Origin of the sequence: Streptomyces sp. NPDC006733 (assembly GCF_040636125.1) — a bacterium.
Lineage (GTDB): Bacteria > Actinomycetota > Actinomycetes > Streptomycetales > Streptomycetaceae > Actinacidiphila.
In genome coordinates this window covers 144143-163891 of record NZ_JBEYJD010000013.1, presented here as the reverse complement: position 1 = coordinate 163891, position 19749 = coordinate 144143, and the positions used below count along the sequence as shown (strand labels likewise).

16 protein-coding genes are annotated in these 19749 nt (G+C 72.7%); 9 read left to right on the top strand and 7 right to left on the bottom strand.

Annotation, left to right across the window (positions count from 1 at the left end; all coding sequences use genetic code 11):
* Nucleotides 1-90: 90 nt before the first annotated feature.
* Complete coding sequence (locus ABZ721_RS14430; RefSeq protein ID WP_358788938.1) at nucleotides 91-2214, top strand: UvrD-helicase domain-containing protein; 2124 nt, start codon at nucleotides 91-93, stop codon at nucleotides 2212-2214.
* 181 nt (nucleotides 2215-2395) lie between these two features.
* Entirely contained in the window at nucleotides 2396-3085 is a 690-nt protein-coding gene (locus tag ABZ721_RS14425; RefSeq protein ID WP_358788937.1) for a hypothetical protein, read from the top strand.
* A 19-nt stretch (nucleotides 3086-3104) separates the two neighbouring features.
* On the opposite strand, the gene ABZ721_RS14420 is transcribed toward ABZ721_RS14425, so the two are convergent.
* From ABZ721_RS14420 to ABZ721_RS14395, 6 genes are all read right to left on the bottom strand, one after another.
* Nucleotides 3105-3266, bottom strand: a complete 162-nt coding sequence (locus ABZ721_RS14420; protein ID WP_358788936.1) for a hypothetical protein — start codon at nucleotides 3264-3266, stop codon at nucleotides 3105-3107.
* A 315-nt stretch (nucleotides 3267-3581) separates the two neighbouring features.
* The gene (locus tag ABZ721_RS14415) at nucleotides 3582-4757 is read right to left on the bottom strand and encodes a TetR/AcrR family transcriptional regulator (RefSeq protein ID WP_358788935.1); all 1176 of its coding nucleotides are present in this window, start codon (nucleotides 4755-4757) and stop codon (nucleotides 3582-3584) included.
* 125 nt (nucleotides 4758-4882) lie between these two features.
* Entirely contained in the window at nucleotides 4883-5740 is an 858-nt protein-coding gene (locus tag ABZ721_RS14410) for an SDR family oxidoreductase (protein ID WP_358788934.1), read from the bottom strand.
* Between the two features lie 55 nt (nucleotides 5741-5795).
* Nucleotides 5796-6182 (bottom strand): MaoC/PaaZ C-terminal domain-containing protein, encoded by a 387-nt coding sequence (locus ABZ721_RS14405; protein ID WP_358788933.1) that lies wholly within the window; start codon nucleotides 6180-6182, stop codon nucleotides 5796-5798.
* The gene (locus ABZ721_RS14400; protein WP_358788932.1) at nucleotides 6179-6631 is read right to left on the bottom strand and encodes a MaoC family dehydratase N-terminal domain-containing protein; all 453 of its coding nucleotides are present in this window, start codon (nucleotides 6629-6631) and stop codon (nucleotides 6179-6181) included. The genes ABZ721_RS14405 and ABZ721_RS14400 overlap by 4 nt, the downstream gene beginning before the upstream one ends.
* A 2-nt stretch (nucleotides 6632-6633) precedes the next feature.
* Nucleotides 6634-7818, bottom strand: a complete 1185-nt coding sequence (locus ABZ721_RS14395; RefSeq protein ID WP_358788931.1) for a lipid-transfer protein — start codon at nucleotides 7816-7818, stop codon at nucleotides 6634-6636.
* Nucleotides 7819-7975: 157 nt separating this feature from the next.
* On the opposite strand from ABZ721_RS14395, the gene ABZ721_RS14390 reads away from it, so the two are divergent.
* The 4 genes from ABZ721_RS14390 to ABZ721_RS14375 all read left to right on the top strand — a co-directional run bounded on the left by ABZ721_RS14390 (nucleotide 7976) and on the right by ABZ721_RS14375 (nucleotide 12754).
* Nucleotides 7976-9523 (top strand): long-chain fatty acid--CoA ligase, encoded by a 1548-nt coding sequence (locus ABZ721_RS14390; protein WP_358788930.1) that lies wholly within the window; start codon nucleotides 7976-7978, stop codon nucleotides 9521-9523.
* Between the two features lie 154 nt (nucleotides 9524-9677).
* Nucleotides 9678-10823, top strand: a complete 1146-nt coding sequence (locus ABZ721_RS14385; protein WP_358788929.1) for an acyl-CoA dehydrogenase family protein — start codon at nucleotides 9678-9680, stop codon at nucleotides 10821-10823.
* A 213-nt stretch (nucleotides 10824-11036) separates the two neighbouring features.
* A complete protein-coding gene (locus tag ABZ721_RS14380; RefSeq protein ID WP_358788928.1) occupies nucleotides 11037-12152 on the top strand; it encodes a ThiF family adenylyltransferase in 1116 nt (371 codons plus the stop codon).
* On the top strand, nucleotides 12149-12754 hold the full coding sequence (locus tag ABZ721_RS14375) for a GNAT family protein (protein WP_358788927.1): 606 nt from the start codon (nucleotides 12149-12151) through the stop codon (nucleotides 12752-12754). The genes ABZ721_RS14380 and ABZ721_RS14375 overlap by 4 nt, the downstream gene beginning before the upstream one ends.
* Before the next feature lie 55 nt (nucleotides 12755-12809).
* On the opposite strand, the gene ABZ721_RS14370 is transcribed toward ABZ721_RS14375, so the two are convergent.
* Nucleotides 12810-15926: an AAA family ATPase gene (locus tag ABZ721_RS14370; protein WP_358788926.1), complete on the bottom strand. Its 3117-nt coding sequence runs from the start codon at nucleotides 15924-15926 to the stop codon at nucleotides 12810-12812.
* A gap of 132 nt (nucleotides 15927-16058) precedes the next feature.
* Here ABZ721_RS14370 and ABZ721_RS14365 point away from each other — a divergent pair, with 132 nt between their 5' ends.
* The 3 genes from ABZ721_RS14365 (at nucleotide 16059) to ABZ721_RS14355 (ending at nucleotide 19720) form a co-directional block, all read left to right on the top strand.
* Nucleotides 16059-16706, top strand: a complete 648-nt coding sequence (locus tag ABZ721_RS14365) for a response regulator transcription factor (protein ID WP_358788925.1) — start codon at nucleotides 16059-16061, stop codon at nucleotides 16704-16706.
* Between the two features lie 201 nt (nucleotides 16707-16907).
* Nucleotides 16908-17597 (top strand): DUF4255 domain-containing protein, encoded by a 690-nt coding sequence (locus ABZ721_RS14360; RefSeq protein WP_358788924.1) that lies wholly within the window; start codon nucleotides 16908-16910, stop codon nucleotides 17595-17597.
* Nucleotides 17594-19720 carry an ATP-binding protein gene (locus ABZ721_RS14355; RefSeq protein ID WP_358788923.1) on the top strand — a complete coding sequence of 709 codons (2127 nt, stop codon included), beginning with the start codon at nucleotides 17594-17596 and terminating at the stop codon, nucleotides 19718-19720. The genes ABZ721_RS14360 and ABZ721_RS14355 overlap by 4 nt, the downstream gene beginning before the upstream one ends.
* Nucleotides 19721-19749: the final 29 nt, after the last annotated feature.

Here is a 19749-nt window from a genome sequence, read left to right as displayed (position 1 = left end):
CGCGGAGTCGGCAGGCGGGGGCCGGTGCTGTCTGTCGGGATGTGTGCGCAGCGTTCTATCATCGTCACTCCGCGTGCGAGGGGGGCAGGTATGGCAGCGGGTGGGTCGGCGTCGCGCAGGGCTCAGGAGGCTCGGCGGCAGGAGCGTGAGCTGCGCGAGCAATGGCAGGCCGCGCGGCGGCAGGCCCGTTGTTGGGAGGCGGCGAGCGAAGGGGAGCGGCGGGTCGCCGCTCAGTTGCTGATACTGACCGAGCGTGGCTGGCGCCTGCTGGTGGACCGGCGGTGGCCCGGGACCCGGTCCGGCAACGTCGATATGCTGCTCGTCGGTCCTGGCGGGGTCTTCGTCATCGACGTGAAGAACTGGCGCTCCGCGCCCGAGGTCACGGGCGGTCATCTGGGTGCCGGCGGTGAATCCCGGGACAGCGACGCGGGCAAGCTGCTGGCCGTGACGCGGACGACCGAGAGCGCTGTGGCGCGGCTCGGTCTGTCACCGGTGGCGATACAGCCGCTGATGGTCTTCGCGGGCCATCGAGTCGACAGCACTCTGGGGCGGATCCGGCTGCTGGGTGAGCACGAGGTGGGGTCGGCGCTGCTGTCCGAGCGGCACCGGCTGCGTGCTGAGGTGATTCGCGCTGTCGCTGATTATCTCGAGGGCTATTTTCCCGCCTACGAGGGATCGGCCGTCGAAGCGGCCGCCCGATCCGGAACGGGCGCTGCGGCCGTTTCCCGGCAGTCCGTGCCACAGGGCGCTGCTCCCGACGGGCTGTTCGACGCCGACGGATTGCGTGACGCTGCCATCGAGGCGGCGCGGCGGGGGCCGATCGAGCAGTGGATGACGTTCCTGCACCCCGACCAGATCGCGCTCGTACGCCGCAGGTGGTCCGGGCCCGCCCGGATCAGCGGCCCCGCCGGTACGGGCAAGACGGTGGTGGCGCTGCACCGGGCCGCCTACCTCGCGCAGCGGACCACCGGGCAGATCCTGTACGTCACGTTCGCCAACAACCTGCCCCGGGTGCAGCGCACGTTCCTGAGAACCATGGCCCCGGCGGTGGCCGACCGCGTCCACTTCCACAGCCTCCACGCCTGGGCGCAGGACTTTCTCCACGAGCGGGGTGTCCCGACCCGCCTGCACGGCGACAAGGCGCAGACGGCCTTCAGCCACGCGTGGAAGAACGTCGGCCGCGACAGCTGCCTCACGGAGATCGACCCCGCGCCGCAGTACTGGCGCGAGGAGATCGACTACGTCATCAAAGGGCGGGGCATCACCGACTTCGATCAGTACGCGGTACTGCCCAGGCACCGCCGGCTTGCCGGGCTGCGGCGCGTCCACCGCGAGGCCGTGTGGGCGCTGTTCGAGGCGTACGAGCATCATCGCACCGAGCGCGGGGTCCATGACTTCAACGACATCCTCACCCTCGCCCACGCCGAGGTCCGCGCCCACCCCGACCGCTCACCGTACGCAGCGGTCATCGCCGACGAGGTCCAGGATCTGACCCTTGTCGGGGTACGACTGCTGCACGCCCTTGTCGGTGACGCCCCGAACGGTCTGCTCGTCGTCGGCGACGGCCAGCAGGCCGTCTATCCCGGCGGGTTCCGCCTGTCCGACGCCGGTGTCGACATCCGCGGCGATCGCGGTCAGGTGCTGAGGACCAACTACCGCAACGCCGAGGAGATTCTCGACGCTGCCCTGAGCATCGTCGCTGGGGACGCCTTCGAGGACATCGACGGCACGCGCGTTCCGGGGCGCCGGGATGTCGACCTCACCTACCACGACGGCCGGGTCATCCGCGTCGTGCAGCACACGATCGCCGACCACGACCAGGCCCTCCTCGACGCCCTCCGTCGCCGTGGCGATCCGCAGGATGCCGTGACGGCCGGCGAGTGGGGTGACACGGCACTGCTCTGTCCGTCCCTGCGCGATGTCTCCCACTACCAGCGGCTCCTCGAGCAGGCCGGGATTCCCGTCTGCCCGCTGGAACGCTACGACGGACACACGGTCGACGCCGTGAAGCTCGGAAGCTATCGGCGCGCCAAGGGGCTGGAGTTCAAGGACGTCTATCTCCCGCAACACGACGCCGCACTGCGCGTGTTCGAGGAGAAGAACGAGACCGCGCGCGAACGCGGAGAACTCGCCCGCAGACAGCTCTTCGTCGCGATGACCCGCGCCCGCGACACCCTCTGGCTCGGCAGCGTCTGCCCGGAAACACCGGAGTAGACGGGGTCGGAGACCGACGCGCACCCCTGCTCGCCCCTCCGTTCCCGGCGGGTGGAGGATGTGGCGCAGGGGGTGTGCGATGCCAGCGCAGCGAACGATGGTCACAACACACAGCACGGGGAAGACAGCGCAAGGCACAGTGAGGCGGTCGTCGCCCGGCCGGGCCCGGCTTCTGGGCGGGTTGCTGGTCCTGGGGTCGCTGGTCGCGGCGGCGCTCTGCGTTCTCGCCTTCGCGCGGTGGCTGCCCGCCGACGGGGAGCGCTACCGGGCCTACCAGGCGGCCGGGGCGTGCCCGGCGGCTGCGAGCGCGCAGGTCCGGGCCGAGACGGACTGCCGGAGCAGCTGGCAGTACACGGTCGAGAAGACCGTGGTCAAGGACAGCGGGAGGTCCACCACGTATCGCGCGGACCTGAAGGACGGGACCTCCTGGCGGGGTGCCGTGGAGTTCGGTGATCCGGGGCCGCTGCTGGAGACGCTGCATCAGGGCGACGAGGTGACCGGCACCGTCTGGCGCCGGACCATCGTCGCGCTCGCCAAGGACGGCGTCCGGCAGAACACGTCCGACGCGCCCCGTGACGAGCTCCAGATGAACGCCGCCATCGGGTTGGTCGCCGGGCTCCTCGCCGTCCTGACGTTCGTCTTCGGGGCGGTGCGACTGATCAACGGCCGTGCTGTCGCGCCCCTTACCTGGAACCCGTACGGCAGGCGGATGCTCATCACCATCGCCTCCGTCTGCCTCGGGGTGGGGCTCGTGGCCGTGTGGACGAGGATCCCTTGGATGACCGTGCCGGCCGTGGTCGTGCCCGTCGTGGCGTGCGTGGCGGTGGTGATGTACCGCAGCCTGGGGCGGGGTGGCGTGCGGGGGGCGTGACGGAGGCCGAGGCGGGTGGTCAGTCGCAGAACACCTTGTTCAGGAGCGCGTCGACGGCGTCGTCGGGGTCGCCGCGGAAGTCGGGCGTGAGCGCGATCGTGACCTGGCGGCGCCCGTCCCGCACCTCCATCAGCGCGCCTACGGCACTGGTGGCGGTGATGTCGTCCAGCCCTTCGTGCAACCCGACGCGGCCAGCGCGGCCGTCGGCGCCGCGAGCACCGCCACCGCAGTCGTCACCGTGACCGGCACCTGCCGCATGCGCTGCATCCCGACCTCATGAGGTGTCATTCGGCCGATCCGCAGAGCGGTCCGCCCCGTTGGCAAGAAGCTTGCTGGAGAGGGCGGGTGACGGCGACGGGGCTCATCGCCGTATCCGGCCGGGGGCTGCCCCCACCGTGGCCGTTGTGCGGGCCGCGTCGAGGCCCGACTCGCGCTCGACGCCGTCCCGGGGTCGGCCGACACCGGGGACATGGCCGCCGCCGGGCGGTAGTCCCGGTCAGCGGGGGGTGAGCAGTGGGGTGCAGAGGGCGGCGAGCGACGGTGCCATGTCGAAGCGGTCGCGCAGGTGCGGTGTCCGCACCTGGTTGTTGACCAGGGCGACGACGGCCGCCAGCCGGGCGCGGGCTTCGGACTCGGTGAGGTCGGGGGAGTTGGCGCGGACGACGGCGACCCATTCGGCCAGGTACTCGCGCTGGGCCTGGCGCAGCATGTTCCTGGAGTCCTCGGGGAGGTGGCGCGTCTCGGTCAGGATGAGGCTGACGATCTCCGGGTGGCGCACTCCCAGCCGCACATAGGAGTCGATCATGCCCCGCAGTGCCGTCCGGGTGTCGGGGGAGGAGGCCAGGACGTCGCCGAGGTCCATCTGCAGATAGGCCCAGCCGCGGGTCAGGGCCGTCACCAGGATGTCGGCCTTGGTGGCGAAGTGGTTGTAGACGCTGGGGCCCGCGATGCCGAGCGCGGCCCCGATGTCCTCGATGCCGACGTTGGGATAGCCGCGGGCGGCGAACAGGCGGACGGACTCGGTGAGCAGCCGCTCGCGCCGGGACCGCGGCTGCAGCCCGAGCGACGGGCCGACGGGCCGGTCCTGCGGCACCGGGGCGGGGGAGTGGACGACGGCGGAGACGATGGCGGCCATCAGCGCGGGGTCCACGGTGTCGCGCGAGCGCTGGAACCCGGGGCTCAGCAGGACGGTCAGCGTCCCCCACGCCAGGAAGTCGGCCTCGTCCGGCGACAGCTCCGGGCGGGTGCGCAGGATCAGGTCCGTCGTGAGCTGGCCGGTCGCGCTGATCGTGGTGTGGATCAGTGTGCGCTGCGCCTCGGACAGGTGGCCGGTCTCCCGCTGCCACAGGAGGCCCAGCCGGACGTCGGCGCCGGCGGCGACGAGGTCACGCGTCCAGTCGGGCCGGAAGGGTGAACTCATCGCCTCGAGCCGGGTGGTGATCAGGGCCAGGGACGACTTCATGACCTCGAACAGCAGCTCCTGCTTGCTGCTGAAGTGCCGGTAGAGCGCCGAGGGGCCGATGGCGACCGCCTCGGCGATGTCGCCCATGCTCACCTGGTCGTAGCCGCGGTCGTAGAACAGCTTCCCGGCCGCCGCCAGCACCAGTTCCCGCCGGTTCGCCGGCCGGGTCCCGGGCCGGGGCCTGCCGGCATCGGTCTGCGGTGCCGTCACGCGCGGCCCTCTCGATCGGGTGTGGTGCGTTCAGCCTAGCCGGAACGTCCGGCGTTCCGGCTCCCCAGCAGGCGTCCAGGCTCCCGTCCGGCGTCCCGGCCCCCACCAGGCGTTCCGGCGGCCGCTCAGTTGGTCCAGCCGCCCCCGCACACTAGGGTCTGCCCGCTGACGTAGTCGGACTCGGGCGCGCACAGCAGGTACACCGCCCCGGCCGCCTCGTCGACCGTCCCGGCGCGGCCGAGCGGGATCAGCTGCTCCGCCGCGGCGAGCAGCCCGGGGCTGACGCCGACCGCGATCCGGCGGCCCGAGATGTCGATCACGCTGTTGCCGTCGGCGGCGGCCTCGGTGAGCCGCGTGCTGATCAGGCCGAAGGCGACGGTGTTGACGGTGACGTTGTAGCGGCCCCACTCCTTGGCCAGGGTCTTGGTCAGGCCGGTCACGCCCGCCTTGGCCGCCGCGTAGTTGGCCTGCCCGGCGTTCCCGCCGAGCCCGGCGACGGAGGAGATGTTGACGACCTTGCGGACGGTCGGGGTCCCCGCCTCGGCGTCGCGCCGGGCCTGCTCCCGCAGGATCGGCTGGGCCGCGCGCAGGATGCGGAACGGGGCCTTCAGGTGGACGTCCAGGATGGTGTCCCACTGCTCGTCGTCCATCTTCTGGATGACGTTGTCCCAGGTGTAGCCGGCGTTGTTGACGATGATGTCGATGCCGCCGAACGCGTCCACCGCCGTCTTGACGAAGTCGTCGGCGAAGCCGGGATCCGTGACGCTGCCGACGCAGGCGACCGCGCGGGCGCCCAGCGCCTCGACGGCGGCGACCGTCTCGGCGGCCGGTTCCGCGTCGAGGTCGTTGACCACCACGTTCGCGCCCTCGGACGCGAGCTTGAGGGCGATCGCCCGGCCGATGCCGCGGCCGGAGCCGGTGACCAGCGCGGTCCTGTTGCTGAGCTTGCTCATGGGGATGCTGCCTTTCGACGGGGTGGTCATGCGGGGCGGTCATACGGCGTGCGAGGGAGTTGTCATGCGGCGCTTGCCGCGGTGGTCATGCGGCGCGCAGCGTGGCGGTGCCGGTCAGGGTGGTCGTGCCGTCGGCGAGCCGGACCTGGAGGTCGACGGTGGCGACTCCGTCGGCGACCGAGCGCACCGTTCCGTGGCAGACCGGCCGCGCGTACAGCGGGGTGATCGCCACGAAGCGGACCTTGAGGCTTAGCAGCCGGTCCTGCGGGGCCCAGGCGGTGAGCAGCCGCCCCAGGTAGGCCATCGAGAGCATGCCCTGGGCGAAGACGTCGTCCCGTCCGGCGGCACGGGCCGCGTCGAGGTCGATGTGGACGGGGTTGTGGTCGCCGGAGGCGCCCGCGAACAGGGCGAGCGTGGTGCGGCTGACGGCCGGCAGCTCCAGCGGTTCCAGGACGGTGCCGGATGTGATCACGCGAGGCCTCCCGCTCGGACGATGGTCAGGTTCTCCGCCTCCGCGACGAGTTCCGTGCCGCGCCGGAACGTGCTGCGGCGGACCAGGAAGTCCATCGCCGGGGTCTTCGCGGTGGCGCTCACGATCCGCTGCCGCACGGTGATCGTGTCGCCGGCGTGGACGGGCCGGTGGTAGGTGAACGACTGCTCGCCGTGCAGCACCGTGGCCAGGTCGATCCCGAGGTCCTCGAGGAAGGCGAAGGGCCGCGGGCCGTCGAGCTCCACCGAGAACAGGAAGGTCGGCGGCACCGGCAGGTCCGGGTGCCCGGCCGCGCGGGCGGCCTCGACGTCGGTGCAGGCCGGGTCGCTCTCGCCGATCGAGGCGGCGAACATCCGCAGCCGTCCGCGCTCGATCACCACCTCGAAGGGCGCGAGCTCCAGCTCCAGCGCACGGCGTTCATCGATCGCCATGGTCAGCCCACCTTCTGGAACAGGGTGACCACGGCGGCTCCGCCGAGCCCGATGTTGTGCTGGAGCCCGAGCGAGGCGCCGTCGACCTGGCGGTCGGCGGCCTCGCCGCGCAGCTGCCAGGTCAGCTCGGCGCACTGGGCCAGGCCGGTGGCGCCCAGCGGGTGGCCCTTGGACAGCAGCCCGCCGGAGGGGTTGGTGACCACCCGGCCGCCATAGGTGTGGTCGCCGTCGGACACGAACGTGTCCGCCGTGCCCTCGGGGGTCAGCCGCAGGGCCTCGTAGCTGAGCACCTCGTTGGTGGTGAAGCAGTCGTGCAGTTCCACGACCGGTATGTCCTCGGGGCCCACGCCCGCCCGCTCGTAGACCTGGTCGGCCGCGGCGCGGGTCATGTCGTAGCCGACCAGGCTCATCCGGTCGCCGGAGACGCTCGCGGGGGTGTCGGTGACCAGCGCCTGGGCGGCGATCGCCACGTCGGTCCGCAGCCCGTGCGCTCGGGCGAAGTCCTCGCTGACGAGGATCGCGGCGGCGGCGCCGCAGGTGGGCGGGCAGCACTGGAGCCGGGTGAGCGGATCGAAGATCATCGGGGACTGGAGCACCTCGTCCAGGGTGACCGGCGCGCGGAAGACCGCGTAGGGGTTGTGCGCCGCGTGCTGCCGGGCCTTGACCGCGATCTTCGCGAACAGCTCCGGCCCGGTGCCGTACCGCTCCATGTACTGCGCGCCGGCGCCCCCGAAGAGCTGGGCGGCGGTGGGGACGCCGGGGTGCTCGCCCTGGACGCCGGCCGCGATCGCTTCGAGGCGTCCCAGCGGGCTGGGGCGGTCGTCCCACTGGGAGCCGATCGCGCCGGGCCGCATCTGCTCGAATCCCAGGGCCAGGACGCAGTCGGCGGTGCCGCCGAGGATCGCCTGGCGCGCCAGCCACAGTGCCGACGATCCGGTGGAGCAGTTGTTGTTGACGTTGACCACCGGGATGCCGGACATCCCGACGCCGTACAGGGCGTTCTGCCCGCTCGTCGAGTCGCCGTACACATAGCCGGCGTACGCCTGCTGCACGGCGGCGTAGGTCAGCCCGGCGTCGGTGAGCGCGCGGGTGACCGCCTCTTGCGCCATCTGGTCGTAGGGGTTGCTGGTTCGCGGCGTCGCAAAGGGAATCATCCCGACGCCGGCGACGAACACTCGATCAGCCATGCGGCCCTCCTGAGTCTCGGTTGCTGGCACGGACCGTATCAGAAACATTAGTCAATCTTCACTTAGGGTCTTGTAATGCTGCTGTAACTGAATAACATCGCCGATATGACCCGTGGATCGAACTCATGATGATTCACATCGCTGGAGTGGAGACACCATGTACGTGACGCACTCGCTGCACCGCAGCGTGCAGCGCGACCCCGGCCGCCTCATGACGATCCACGGAGAGCGGTCGGTCACGGTGACGGAGTCCGTCCAGCGGATCGCCCGGCTGGCGGGTGCGCTGCGGGGGCTGGGGCTGGCCGCGGACGACCGGGTCGGCATCCTCGCCCTGAACTCCGACCGCTACCACGAGTACCTGCTGGCCTGCGCCTGGGGCGGCCTGGTCGCGGTGCCGCTCAACACCCGCTGGACGGTGTCCGAGAACGCGTTCGCCATCACCGACGCCGGCCTCGGGGTCCTGCTGGTGGACGACGAGTTCGCCCCGCTCACCGGCCCGCTCATGGAGCGCTGCCCGGCGCTGACGACCCTCGTCCACTGCGGCGAGGGCATGCCCGGACCGGGCCTGCTGTCGTACGAGGAGCTGCTGGCCGCCGCCGAGCCCGTCGAGGACCTGCGGCGCGGTGGCACGGACCTGTTCGGGATCTTCTACACCGGTGGGACGACCGGCCGCGCGAAGGGCGTGATGCTCAGCCACGACAACGTGCTCTGCAGCGCTCTGGGCGTGCTCGCCACCCACCCCGTGGTCACCGACCGGGGCCGGCTGCTGCACGCGGCGCCCATGTTCCACCTCGCGGACATCTTCGCCTGGTTCATGGGCCTGCTGCGGGAGAGCACCCACGTCATGGTGCCGGCGTTCGACCCCGCCGCCGTGATCCGCACCATCGAGCGGCACCGCGTCACCGAGTCCCTGCTCGTGCCCACCATGCTGCAGCTCCTGGCCGACCACCCCGACACGGCCGCCGCCGACCTGAGCAGCGTCCAGCACGTGATCTACGGTGCGTCGCCGATGCCGGACGCGGTCCTGGAGCGCTCCATGCGGCTCTTCCCGCAGGCCGGCTTCGCCCAGGGATACGGGATGACCGAACTGTCCCCCATCGCCACCGTGCTGCTGCCCGAGGACCACGCCGACCCGGTCCGCCGCCGCTCGGCCGGCCGGTCGACCGCGTCCAGCGAGGTCCGCGTGGTGGACCCCGACGACACCGAGGTGGACCGCGGGACCGTCGGCGAGGTCGTCGCCCGCGGCGGGAACGTCATGCTCGGCTACTGGAACCGCCCCGACGAGACCCGGGAGGCGCTGCGCGGCGGCTGGATGCACACCGGGGACATGGGCTACATGGACGACGCCGGGTACGTGTTCATCGTCGACCGCATCAAGGACATGATCGTCACCGGTGGTGAGAACGTGTACTCGGTCGAGGTCGAGAAGGCCGTCGCCCGGCATCCGTCCGTCGCCGCCGTCGCCGTGATCGGCGTCCCGGACCCGACCTACGGGGAGCGCGTGCACGCCGTGGTCGTGCTGCGCCCGGACGCCGCCGTCGCCGCCGGGGAACTGACGGACCTCTGCCGCGAGCACATCGCCAACTACAAGATCCCCCGCAGCTTCGAGTTCGTCGCCGCGCTGCCGGTCTCCGGCGCGGGCAAGGTACTCAAGCGCGACCTGCGCGCCGCGCACTGGGCGAACCAGGAACGCAAGGTCCACTGACATGAACGACCCGCACCGTGCGGGAGCGGGGGAGCCGCCGGTCCTCCTCCACGGTGCGGGACGACGCTCCTCCGGTCACGGCGACGAGACGACCGCGCCGCCACCGCCCGCGCGTGAACGCGGTGCCACTCCTCGAACGAAACGGACACACACCATGGAACGCAAGCACTACGACGACGAGCATCAGGCCTTCGGCAAGGCCTTCCGGGCCTTCACCGACAAGGTCGTCGTCCCGCACTTCGACGCCTGGGAGCGGGAGGGGCTGATGCCGCGTGAGGTGTTCGCCGTAGCCGGGCAGAGCGGCTTCGTCGGCATGGCGGTCCCGGAGGAGTACGGCGGGGGAGGGGTGCCGGACTTCCGCTTCAACCAGGTCATGGGCGAGCAGGTCGCCGCCGCCGGGATCGGCGGGGCCGGCCTGGGCCTGACCCTGCACAACGACGTGTGCCTGCCGTACTTCCTGAGCTACGCGACCGAGGAACAGAAGGGCCGGTGGCTCCCGGGGCTGGCGAGCGGCGAGCTGATCGCGGCGATCGCGATGACCGAGCCGGGCGCGGGATCGGACCTGTCCGGAATCCGCACCAGCGCGCGGCGCGACGGCGGCGACTACGTGGTCAACGGCGCCAAGACCTTCATCACCAACGGCATCAACGCCGATCTGGTGATCACCGCCGTCCGGACGTCCGACGACCGGCATCGGGGGCTGTCGCTGCTGGTCATCGAGCGGGGAATGCCGGGCTTCGAACGGGGCCGCAACCTGGACAAGCTCGGCCTGCACGCCCAGGACACCGCCGAACTGTCGTTCACCGACGTCCGCGTCCCGGCCGCGAACCTGCTCGGCACCGAGAACGAGGCGTTCGCGCACCTGACGGCCAAGCTGGCGCAGGAGCGGATGTCGATCGCCGTCGCCGGGCTGGCCGAAGCGCGGGCGGCGCTCGAGGAGACCATCGGATACGTCAAGGAGCGCCGGGCGTTCGGCACGACGATCAGCGCCTTCCAGAACACCAAGTTCGTCCTCGCCGAGATCGCCACCGAGGTCGACGTGACCCAGTCCTTCGTCGACCAGTGCGTCAACGCCCTCAACGACGGAACGCTGCTCGCCGCGGACGCGGCCAAGGCCAAGTGGTGGGCCACCGAGCTGCAGGGCCGAACCGTCGACCGCTGCCTGCAACTGCACGGCGGCTACGGCTTCATGTCCGAGTACGCCATCTCCCGCCGCTACGCCGACGCCCGCGTCTCCCGCATTTACGGCGGCACCACCGAGATCATGCGCGGGGTCGTGGCGAAGTCGCTGGGCCTGTAGGTTCCAGCGCCGCGCCAGGGGGCGTACAGGGAGCGGGGTAGGCGCACTTGGGTCGAAGATCAATTCGAGTGCGCCTCCGCGGGGTGATAGGACCGGTTTCAAGATCTTTCGGTTGCTAGCGTCCTTGCCGTGACACACCCCCAACCCTCCGGCGCAGAGCCGGACCACCTTGTGCTGCCCACGCCCCGCCAGGCGAGCGAATCGTTTCGTCCGATGGTGCTGGACCCGTCCCGTCCTGCCGAAGCGGCGGTGCTGGCCGAGCTGCGGGCGTCGGACCGGCTGCGTGAGGTCCATGACCGGATCGAGGACCAGGTCGAGGAACTGCTGCGGTGCCTGGCGCCGCAGGACCCGTTCGGGGGGCGTGCTCCGGCGCGCGCCGTCGCCGACGCCCTGGGCGGGCGGCCCGCCGCCTATGGCCGGTGGGTCTGGTACCCGTGGTCGGGGCGGCTGGTCCACCTGCTGCCCGAGGCCGAGTTCCGGCTGGTGCGTACCGACCGCAACCGCGACAAGATCACCCGTGAGCAGCAGCAGGCCCTGCTGGGGCGCCGGGTGGGCGTCATCGGCCTGTCGGTGGGCAGCAGCGCCGCGCTGACGTGCGCGATGGAGGGCGTGGGCGGGTCGTTCCGGCTGGCGGACCACGACCGGCTCGGCCTGTCGAACCTGAACCGGCTGCGGGCGGGCGTCCACGAACTCGGCGTGGAGAAAAGCGTGTTGTGCGCACGCCAGCTGTACGAACTCGACCCGTACCTGGACATCGAGATCCACCGGGGCGGCGTGACCGAGGAGACCATCGAGGACTTCTTCGGCGGGGGCGACCGCGGTCGCGGCCTGGACCTGCTGGTCGAGGAGTGCGACACCCCCTGGGTGAAGGTGGCCGCCCGCGAGGTCGCACGCCGTCGGCGCGTACCGGTCCTCATGGACACCAACGACCGGGGCATGCTCGATATCGAGCGCTTCGACCTCGAACCGGAGCGCCCGCTCTTCCACGGCCGCACCGGCGCGACGACCGCCGACGACGTACGCGGCCTCGACCGGGAGCAGGCCATCCGCCTGCTGCTCACCATCGTCGACGAGCAGCGCCTGAGCCCCGCCATGGCCGACGCCCTCACCCGGGTCGGCCGCTCCCTCTCCAGCTGGCCCCAACTCGCCGAAGGCGTCATGCTCGGCGCGGCGCTGGTCGCCGACGCCGCCCGGCGCATCCTGCTGGGCGAACCACTGCCCTCCGGCCGCCACTTCGTGGACCTGGAGACGCTCATCCCGGCGCTCTCCTCGATCCCGGCCCCGATCCACGCGCCGTCCCTGCCCGCACCGCACGGAGCCGCCCGGTGAACCACGTCCCCGAACTCCGCGGCGAGCATCTGCGGCTGCGCGAGCTGCACGCCGGCGACCACGACGCCTTCGCCCGCATCCTCACCCACCGCGTCCTGACCCGCTACCTCGGCATCGACCGCATGGACGACCGGCAGGCCCACGACGCCTTCGCGAAGAACCTCGCCCAGCCGCACACCCACCCCCGGCGCAAGTACACCCTGGCCGTCTGCTCGCCGGACGACGACACCCTCGTCGGCACCATGGGGCTGCTCGTCGAGGACTACGGCAGCAACGCGATGCTCAGCAGCCTGGTCCTGCTGCCCGGCGCCCCCATGCGCGGGCAGGGGCACGAGGCCGGGCGCCTGCTGATGGCCTACGGCTTCGGCCACCTGGGCCTGCACCGCATCTGGGCCGGCCACCGCAGCGACCACGAGCACATGCCGAAGGTTATGCACGCCGCCGGTCTGCGCCCCGAGGCCACCCTCCGCGAGCTCTTCCGGACCCAGGGCTGCTGGCACGACGTCACGACCTACGCGACCGTCGCCCCCGAGTGGAAACGCCAGGCCACCTCCTGGGAACTCGCCATCCTCGACGGCGCTCCCCGGCTCGACCGGGTCTGAACGCGGGCGGCGGCACCCCGGCCGGAGCAGGGCGGCCGGGGGCCACGCGCGCCGGTCACGTGGGCTGTCGCGCGTCGCCGTTCAGCACGGCCGGTAGGTCGACCCTCCGGCGGATGCCGAGTTTGCGGTAGGTGCTGGTCAGATGGGTCTCCACGGTCCGCAGTGCCAGGTGCAGCAGCTCGGAGATCTCGGCGTTCGTCCGGCCGTCGGCGGCCAGCGCGGCGATGCGGCGCTCACCGGCCGTCAGTGAACTCGGCCCCGTGAGCGCGACGTTCCAGCGGCGGGTGCCGCTGGCGCGCAGAGCCCGCTGCACGGTGCCCGACAGCCGGGCCGCGCCCAGCCGCTCGGCCATCGTCGCGGCCTCCCGGAGCAGCGGACGCGCGGGACGGGGCTGCCCGGCGGCCGTCAGTTGCAGGCCGTGGGCGATGAGCGCGGGGATCAGCTCGACGTCGAGCGAGGTGCCGCGCAGGAGGGCGACGGCCTCGGCGGTGAGTTCGAGCCCCCGCCGGCCGCCGGTGGCCGCGCCCAGGACGCGCAGCGCACGGCCCCGCACCCGGGGGGTGCCCCACACGGCGGCGTACCGGCTCTCCTCCTCGGCGAGCGCGAGCGCCTGCGGCTCCTCCCCCAGCAGCAGGTGGCATTCGGCGGCCGCCGAACGCCACGGGGTGACGACGGGGCTCTCCACGTCGCGGCCGCGCTGGCGCCGGCCGCACTCCAGGAAGTCGGCCAGGGCCCCCGCCGGATCGCCGACGGACGCCCGCAGGACGCCCCGCGCGTACAGGAAGCGGTGCAGCTCCCAACCGGGCTGCGCCTGCTCGGTGTTGATGCCGGCGACGAGCCGCTCGGCCTCGGCGGACCGATCGCATTCGACGAGCGCCATGACGCGCTGGGCCAGGAAGTTGCTCGCACCGGTACGGGCGGCCTCGTCCGGCGTCCGCAGCCGGTCGGCGGTCTCCCGCAGCACCCGCTGAAAGTCGCCGCGGGCAGCGGCGGTGTCCACCCGCACGTTGAGCAGCGCTCGGTGGACGGGGTGCAGCGGCGTCAGCCAGTGCTCGGTCAGCCCGGTCCTGACGAGCCGTTCGGCGTCGTCCGGCGCGTCGGCCCACTGGGTCACGGCGGCGGCCGTGGCCAGCAGGTACGGCACCAGCAGCGGATCCTCCGGGGCGGCCAGCAGCCGCTGGACCTCCCGTACGGCCGACTCCGCGGACAGCAGCCCGGCCGCCGCCCGGTACCGGATCAGCAGCCCGCGCTGGGCCGGGCTGAGCCGCTCCGGGGAGTGCTCGGCCCGCTCGTGGAGCCGGGTGTAGACGGCCCGCCGGATCTCCGGGTCGTGGTCGGAGAAGAACGCCGTCGCCGTCTGGACCGTACGGGCGAGGACGGGTTCCGCGTCCAGCGGGCCCAGATCCCGCATGACGTCGAGAGCGGCGTGCGGCTTGCCCCGGTTGGCCAGGGCGTTGCCCAGGTTGACCGCGGCCAGCACCCGTCCCCGGGGCCGTTCCTGGAGGCGCAGCGCCTCGGCCAGCCGGGGTATCCCTCCGTTCCGCAGGGTGGCGAACTCCAGCTCGCCGAGTTCGGTCAGCACCGCGGACCGCCGCTCGCGCGGCAGCGGTTCGTCCAGCGCGCGGCGCAGGTAGAGCGCGGCGGCGCCGGTCCTGCCGGCCCTGGACGCGTCGGCCGCCGCGTCCAGGAGCGCCTTGTCGACGGCCGCCGCGCCCCCGGCCGTGCCGGCGGGGGTGGTACGCAGCAGGTGCCCGGCCACCGCCTCGGCCCCGTCGCCCCGGCGTTGGCGCAGTTCGGCCGCGCGCTGGTGCAGGGCCTGCCGGTGCGAGCGGGGCCAGCCGTCGAGGACCGCCCCGCGCAGCAGCGGATGCGCGAAGCGCGGGACGCCGGCGCCGGAGGCGCTGCCGGAAACGGTTCCGGACGCGCGGCGCAGCAGCCCGAGCCGGACCATCGCGGTGATCCAGCCGTCGACGCGGTCGGGGTCGGAGCCGGTGAGTTCGGCGAGAAAGTCCCCGAAGTCCCCGAGGTCACCGAAGTCCCCGGAGTCACCGAAGTCCCCGGAGCCGCCGAACCCACCGGGGTCGTGGCCCGGGCCCGGTCCGTCGGGCGCGGCAGGTCCCGGGCGCAGGCCGAGCCCGACCTCGTCGTACCGCTCCGGCGCCGAGTCCTCCAGCTCCGCGAGCGCGCGGGCCACGCCGGTGCCCCCGAGGCCCGCGCCTCTCAGCCACCACGAGACCGCCGCCACGAACGCCCCCGGGTACAGCTCGGCGCAGTCCTCGGGCAGTCGGGGCTCCGGGCCGCCGATGTCCAGGCCACCGCTGCCTGATCCGCCGCTGCCTGATCCGCCGCTACCTGCTCCATCACTGCCCGATCCGCCACCGTCCTGTCCGCCGGCCGGGAAGACCGCCCGCAGGTCGTCGAGCAGCGAGCGCAGCAGCAGGGGGTTGCCGGCGCCCGCTCGTACGCAGCCGTCGACCCAGGTTCCGCTGGTGTCCGCGCCCAGGACGCGGCGCACCAGCTGCTCGGCGGCGGGACGGCTCAGCGGCGCCAGGGCATGGGACCGGACCACGCCGGGGGGCAGCGAGTACGCGAGGCCCGGCGTGGGCGGGGCGATGTCGTACTGCCCCCGCTCGGTGACCACCAGTAGGACCGGCATGCCGGCCAGCCGTCGGGCAGCCTCCGTCAGCCACGTCCGGGAGTCCCGGTCGGCGAGATGGGCGTCGTCCACAGCCACCAGCAGCGGCGATTCGGCCGCCAGCTCGCACAGTAATCGCCACAGCGCCGCGTACTTCAGGTGCAAGTGGTCCGGCTCGTCCGGGACGTTGCTCAGGCTGCGGGGACCGGAGGACGAGTTGAGGAGCTGCCGTATGAGAGCCAGCGGACGACCGGAGCACTCGGCGGAGGCATGGACCCGCAGGACCCGCATGCCGAGCTGCGCGCCCCGCTCCGCGGCGGCCTCCAGCAGCGCGCTGCGGCCCGTACCGGTGGGCCCGCGGAACAGCACCAGCCGCCCGGATCCGCGGACGGCCCGGTCCGCCTCCGTCGCCAGCAGATCGAGTGCGGCATCGCGTTCCAGGAGCTCGGAAGAGCCGGGTCCCGCGGTCGGACGTCCGGCCGACGGCAGGGCCGTGACCAGCCGACGGGCAGGTTGCTGATGCGAGCCCAGAGCCATCAGAAGCCGCCGCCGATCTCGTGGTCGGTCTCGTGGTTAGCCACGGTGGTGGTGGTCCTCACAGCGAGGGAAGGATGGATGGTTAATGCAGGCATAGCTGGTTCCGTCGAACAAGACGCGAGGACGTATGGCATGGTTCATCGAAACTCCCATCGAATTCCGGTCGAAGTCCACGCGTCCGACCCGCTGTCCCTCGACGGAGCGGTCAGCCAACTGCGCCGGCATTCCGAGGTCGAGCTGGTCGAGCTGGTCGAGGAGGGCACGAGCCGGCCGGGCACGGTCGCGGTGCTGCTCGCCGAGACGCTGGACGAACCCACGCTGTCCCGGCTGCGACGGCTGACCCGCGCGGACGGCGCCAAGGCCGTCCTCGTCACGAGCCTGATCCGCGAGGCGGAGCTGCTCCAGGTGATCGAGTACGGGGTCGGCGCGATCGTCTGGCGGCGCGAGGCCACCGGCCACCGCCTCCTCCAGGCGGTGCTCGCCGCCTCCCGGGGTGACGGGGACCTGCCGTCGGACCTGCTGGGACGGCTGATAGCCCAGGTCGGCACGTTGCAGCGCGGCACGACGAGCGTGTCCGCGGCCACGGCGTCCGGGCTGGCGCCACGCGAGGTCGATGTGCTCCGGCTGGTGGCCGAGGGGATGGACACCGGGGAGATCGCGGCCAAGCTCTCGTACTCCGAACGCACGGTCAAGAACGTGATGCACGGCCTGACGACCCGTCTGCACCTGCGCAACCGGGCCCATGCCGTGGCCTACGCGCTGCGCGAGGGCTACATCTGAGGCTACAGCTGACGGTCCGTGCGCTGGTGAGGGCCCCCGGACCGATGTGCAAGGCCCCCGCGGACAGAAGACGGGCGCCGCGGGGGCAGCGGGGTTGCCCCGTGATCGTCCCCCGGGTGCCTCGCGGGACAGGCGTCCCGGCGACCACGATGGACTGGGCTCTCCCATGCCCGGGCGCCGACAGCGAAGGGCAGCACGACCGTGATCCACGAGGTGGACGACATCCTGCGCGGGCTGCTCACCCGCGGCTCCTTCGCGGGGTCCGACGTCGAGGTCACCTTCGACGCCCCGACGCGCGACTGGGCGGCCCGGCGCAACGCCCCGACCATCGACGCGTATCTCTACGACATCCGCGAGGACACCAAGCGACGGCAGCGCGGCAGGGTGGCGCTCCGCGACGAGCAGGGGATCACGCTCAAGGAGCACCAGCCGCCGCGCTGGTTCCGGCTCTCGTACCTCGTCACCGCCTGGACCAAGCGCCCGCAGGACGAGCACCGGATGCTCTCCGCGGTCCTGCACACACTGCTGCCCAAGGAGATCCTCCCGCCGGAGGACCTGACCGGCACCCTCGCCGGACTCGGCCTCTCCATCCCGCTGACCGTCGCGGGCCTGCACACCGAGGCGCGCTCGCTCGCCGACATCTGGTCCGCGCTCGGCGGCGAACTCAAGCCCTCCCTCGACGTGGTCATCACCGCACCCTTCCTGGCGTCCCCCGACTACCGGGTCGGTCCGCCGGTCACGGAGGGGCTCGGCGTCGAGGTGCGGGGGGCGGACGGCGTACCCGGGGACGGACCCGTGCGCTTCCACAGCGCGGAGAGCGTCGACGCCGCCAAGGCGGAGTTCACGACGAAGCACGGCACGGCCGCCACCCTCCAGGAGCGGCGGAAGTGAGCGACTCCTCTTCGCCGCTGCTCGAACGGCTCGCCGAGCTGCGCCGGCGGGTGGCCCTCCTCGTCGATCGCCGCAGCGCCACGGACCCGACGGCCGCCGACCCGATGCGGGGCATGTACCTGACGGAGGACGCGGTACGGCACCTGCTGTCCGGGGCGGCGGAGAGGGCACTTGCGACAGGCGCGGGAGAGCCGGAGGAGGCAGACTCCCCGGCGGAGGCAGGAGGTGCGGACGAGTCCTGGGCGTCCGAGGACGACCGCCTGCACCGGCTCGCCCACTCGCTGCTCCTGAGCCCCCTCGACACCCGGATCCTGCTGATCGCGCTGGCACCCGACCTGGACCGCACCTTCGAGCCGCTGTACGGCTACCTCAACGACGACGTCACCCGCCGCCGGGCGACCGTCGCGCTCGCGCTCGACCTGTGCGGGGTGGCCACGCACTCCGCCGCCGGGCGGTCCCGGTTCCATCCGGGCGCGCGGCTGCTCGCACGGGGGCTGATCGAGGTGGAGGACCCGGAACGCCCCTTCCTCAGCCGCTCCTTGCGCGTTCCCGACCGCGTCGTGGCGCACCTGCTCGGCGACGACACCCCCGACCCGGCGCTCAGGGGAACCGTACGCCCGCTCCCGTACCGGCCCCTCGAAGCGGACGGTGGGAGCGCGCCGGCCCCCGGCACCCCGGACGGCGTCGACCCGCTGACCCGGACGCTGGCCGGGCAGCTTGCGGCGCGCCCGCTCACGGTCTACCTGCGGGAGCACCGCGACGGCGACGGGCTCGCCTGCGCCACCGCCGCCCTGGGCGCGGCCGGTCTCCCGGCCCTGCACTTCGCGCCGGGGGGACGCCCGGCGGACCACCGCCCCGACGAGCACGCCCCGGTGGAACGGGCGCCGGGGGAGCCCACGACGGGGCAGCGCCCCCCGTACCGGGAGCTGCTGCGCGAGGCGCGGCTGACGGGGCGCGCGATCGTGGTGACCTCGCTGCCAGAGAAGCCCGAGGAGCTGATCCGGGCGCTCTCGGTGAACGACATCCCCGTCGTGTTCGCGGACCCGCGCCCCTACGACCCGCAGTGGTGCGACAGCGGACGCGACCCGATCGTGCTGGACGCGCCCCGGCAGCGGGCCGGCGACCTCGACGCCTGGCGGGCGGCGCTCGGCCCCGGGGAGCCGGGGTTCGACCTGGCGCCGGTCGTCGCGGCGTACCGGCTCGGGCCCGGCGGGATCGACCGCGCGTCCCGCGCGGCCCTGAACCTCGCCGCGTTCGAGGGCACGGAGCTGTCCGCCGCGCACCTGCGGTTCGCGGCCCGGCAGCAGTCCGCGTCGGGCCTCGAGCGGCACGCCCGCCGCATCCGGCCCGACGTCGGCTGGAACGATCTCGTGCTGCCCCCGGGCCCGCTGGCGCAGCTGCGGGAACTGGTGCTGCGCGCCCGGCACCGCGACCGGGTGCTCGGCGACTGGCGGCTGAGCGCGGGCGGCGGGCGCGGGCGGGGCGTGGTGGGGCTGTTCGCGGGCGACTCCGGCACCGGCAAGACGCTCTCCGCCGAGGTCGTCGCGGGGGAACTCGGCCTCGACCTCTACGTCGTGCAGCTGCCGTCCGTCGTGGACAAGTACGTCGGCGAGACGGAGAAGAACCTGGAGCGGATCTTCACCGAGGCCGACCGAACGGACGCGGTGCTGCTCTTCGACGAGGCGGACGCCGTCTTCGGCAAGCGCTCCGAGGTCAGCAGCTCCAACGACCGCCACGCGAACATGGAGAGCGCCTACCTCCTGCAGCGTCTGGAATCGTTCGACGGCATCGCCCTGCTGACCACCAACCTGCGCTCCAACATCGACGACGCCTTCACACGGCGGCTGGACCTGGTGGTCGACTTCCCCTTCCCCGACGCGGAGCAGCGCCTGGCGCTCTGGCGGCACGGCCTCGCCCACGTCCCCTGCGCCGACGACGTCGATCCGGCCGCCTGCGCGCGGGACTTCGAGCTGGCGGGCGGCTCGATCCGCAGCGCGGTCGTCACGGCCGCGTACGCGGCGGCGGGCCGGGGCGACGGGGTGTCGACGGCGGACCTGCTGGCGGGCGCCCGGCGCGAGTACCGCAAGGCGGGGCGGCTGGTCCTGGACGGCGCCTCCTGGTAGGAGGCCGCAGAGGGCGCCGTCCAGGATCC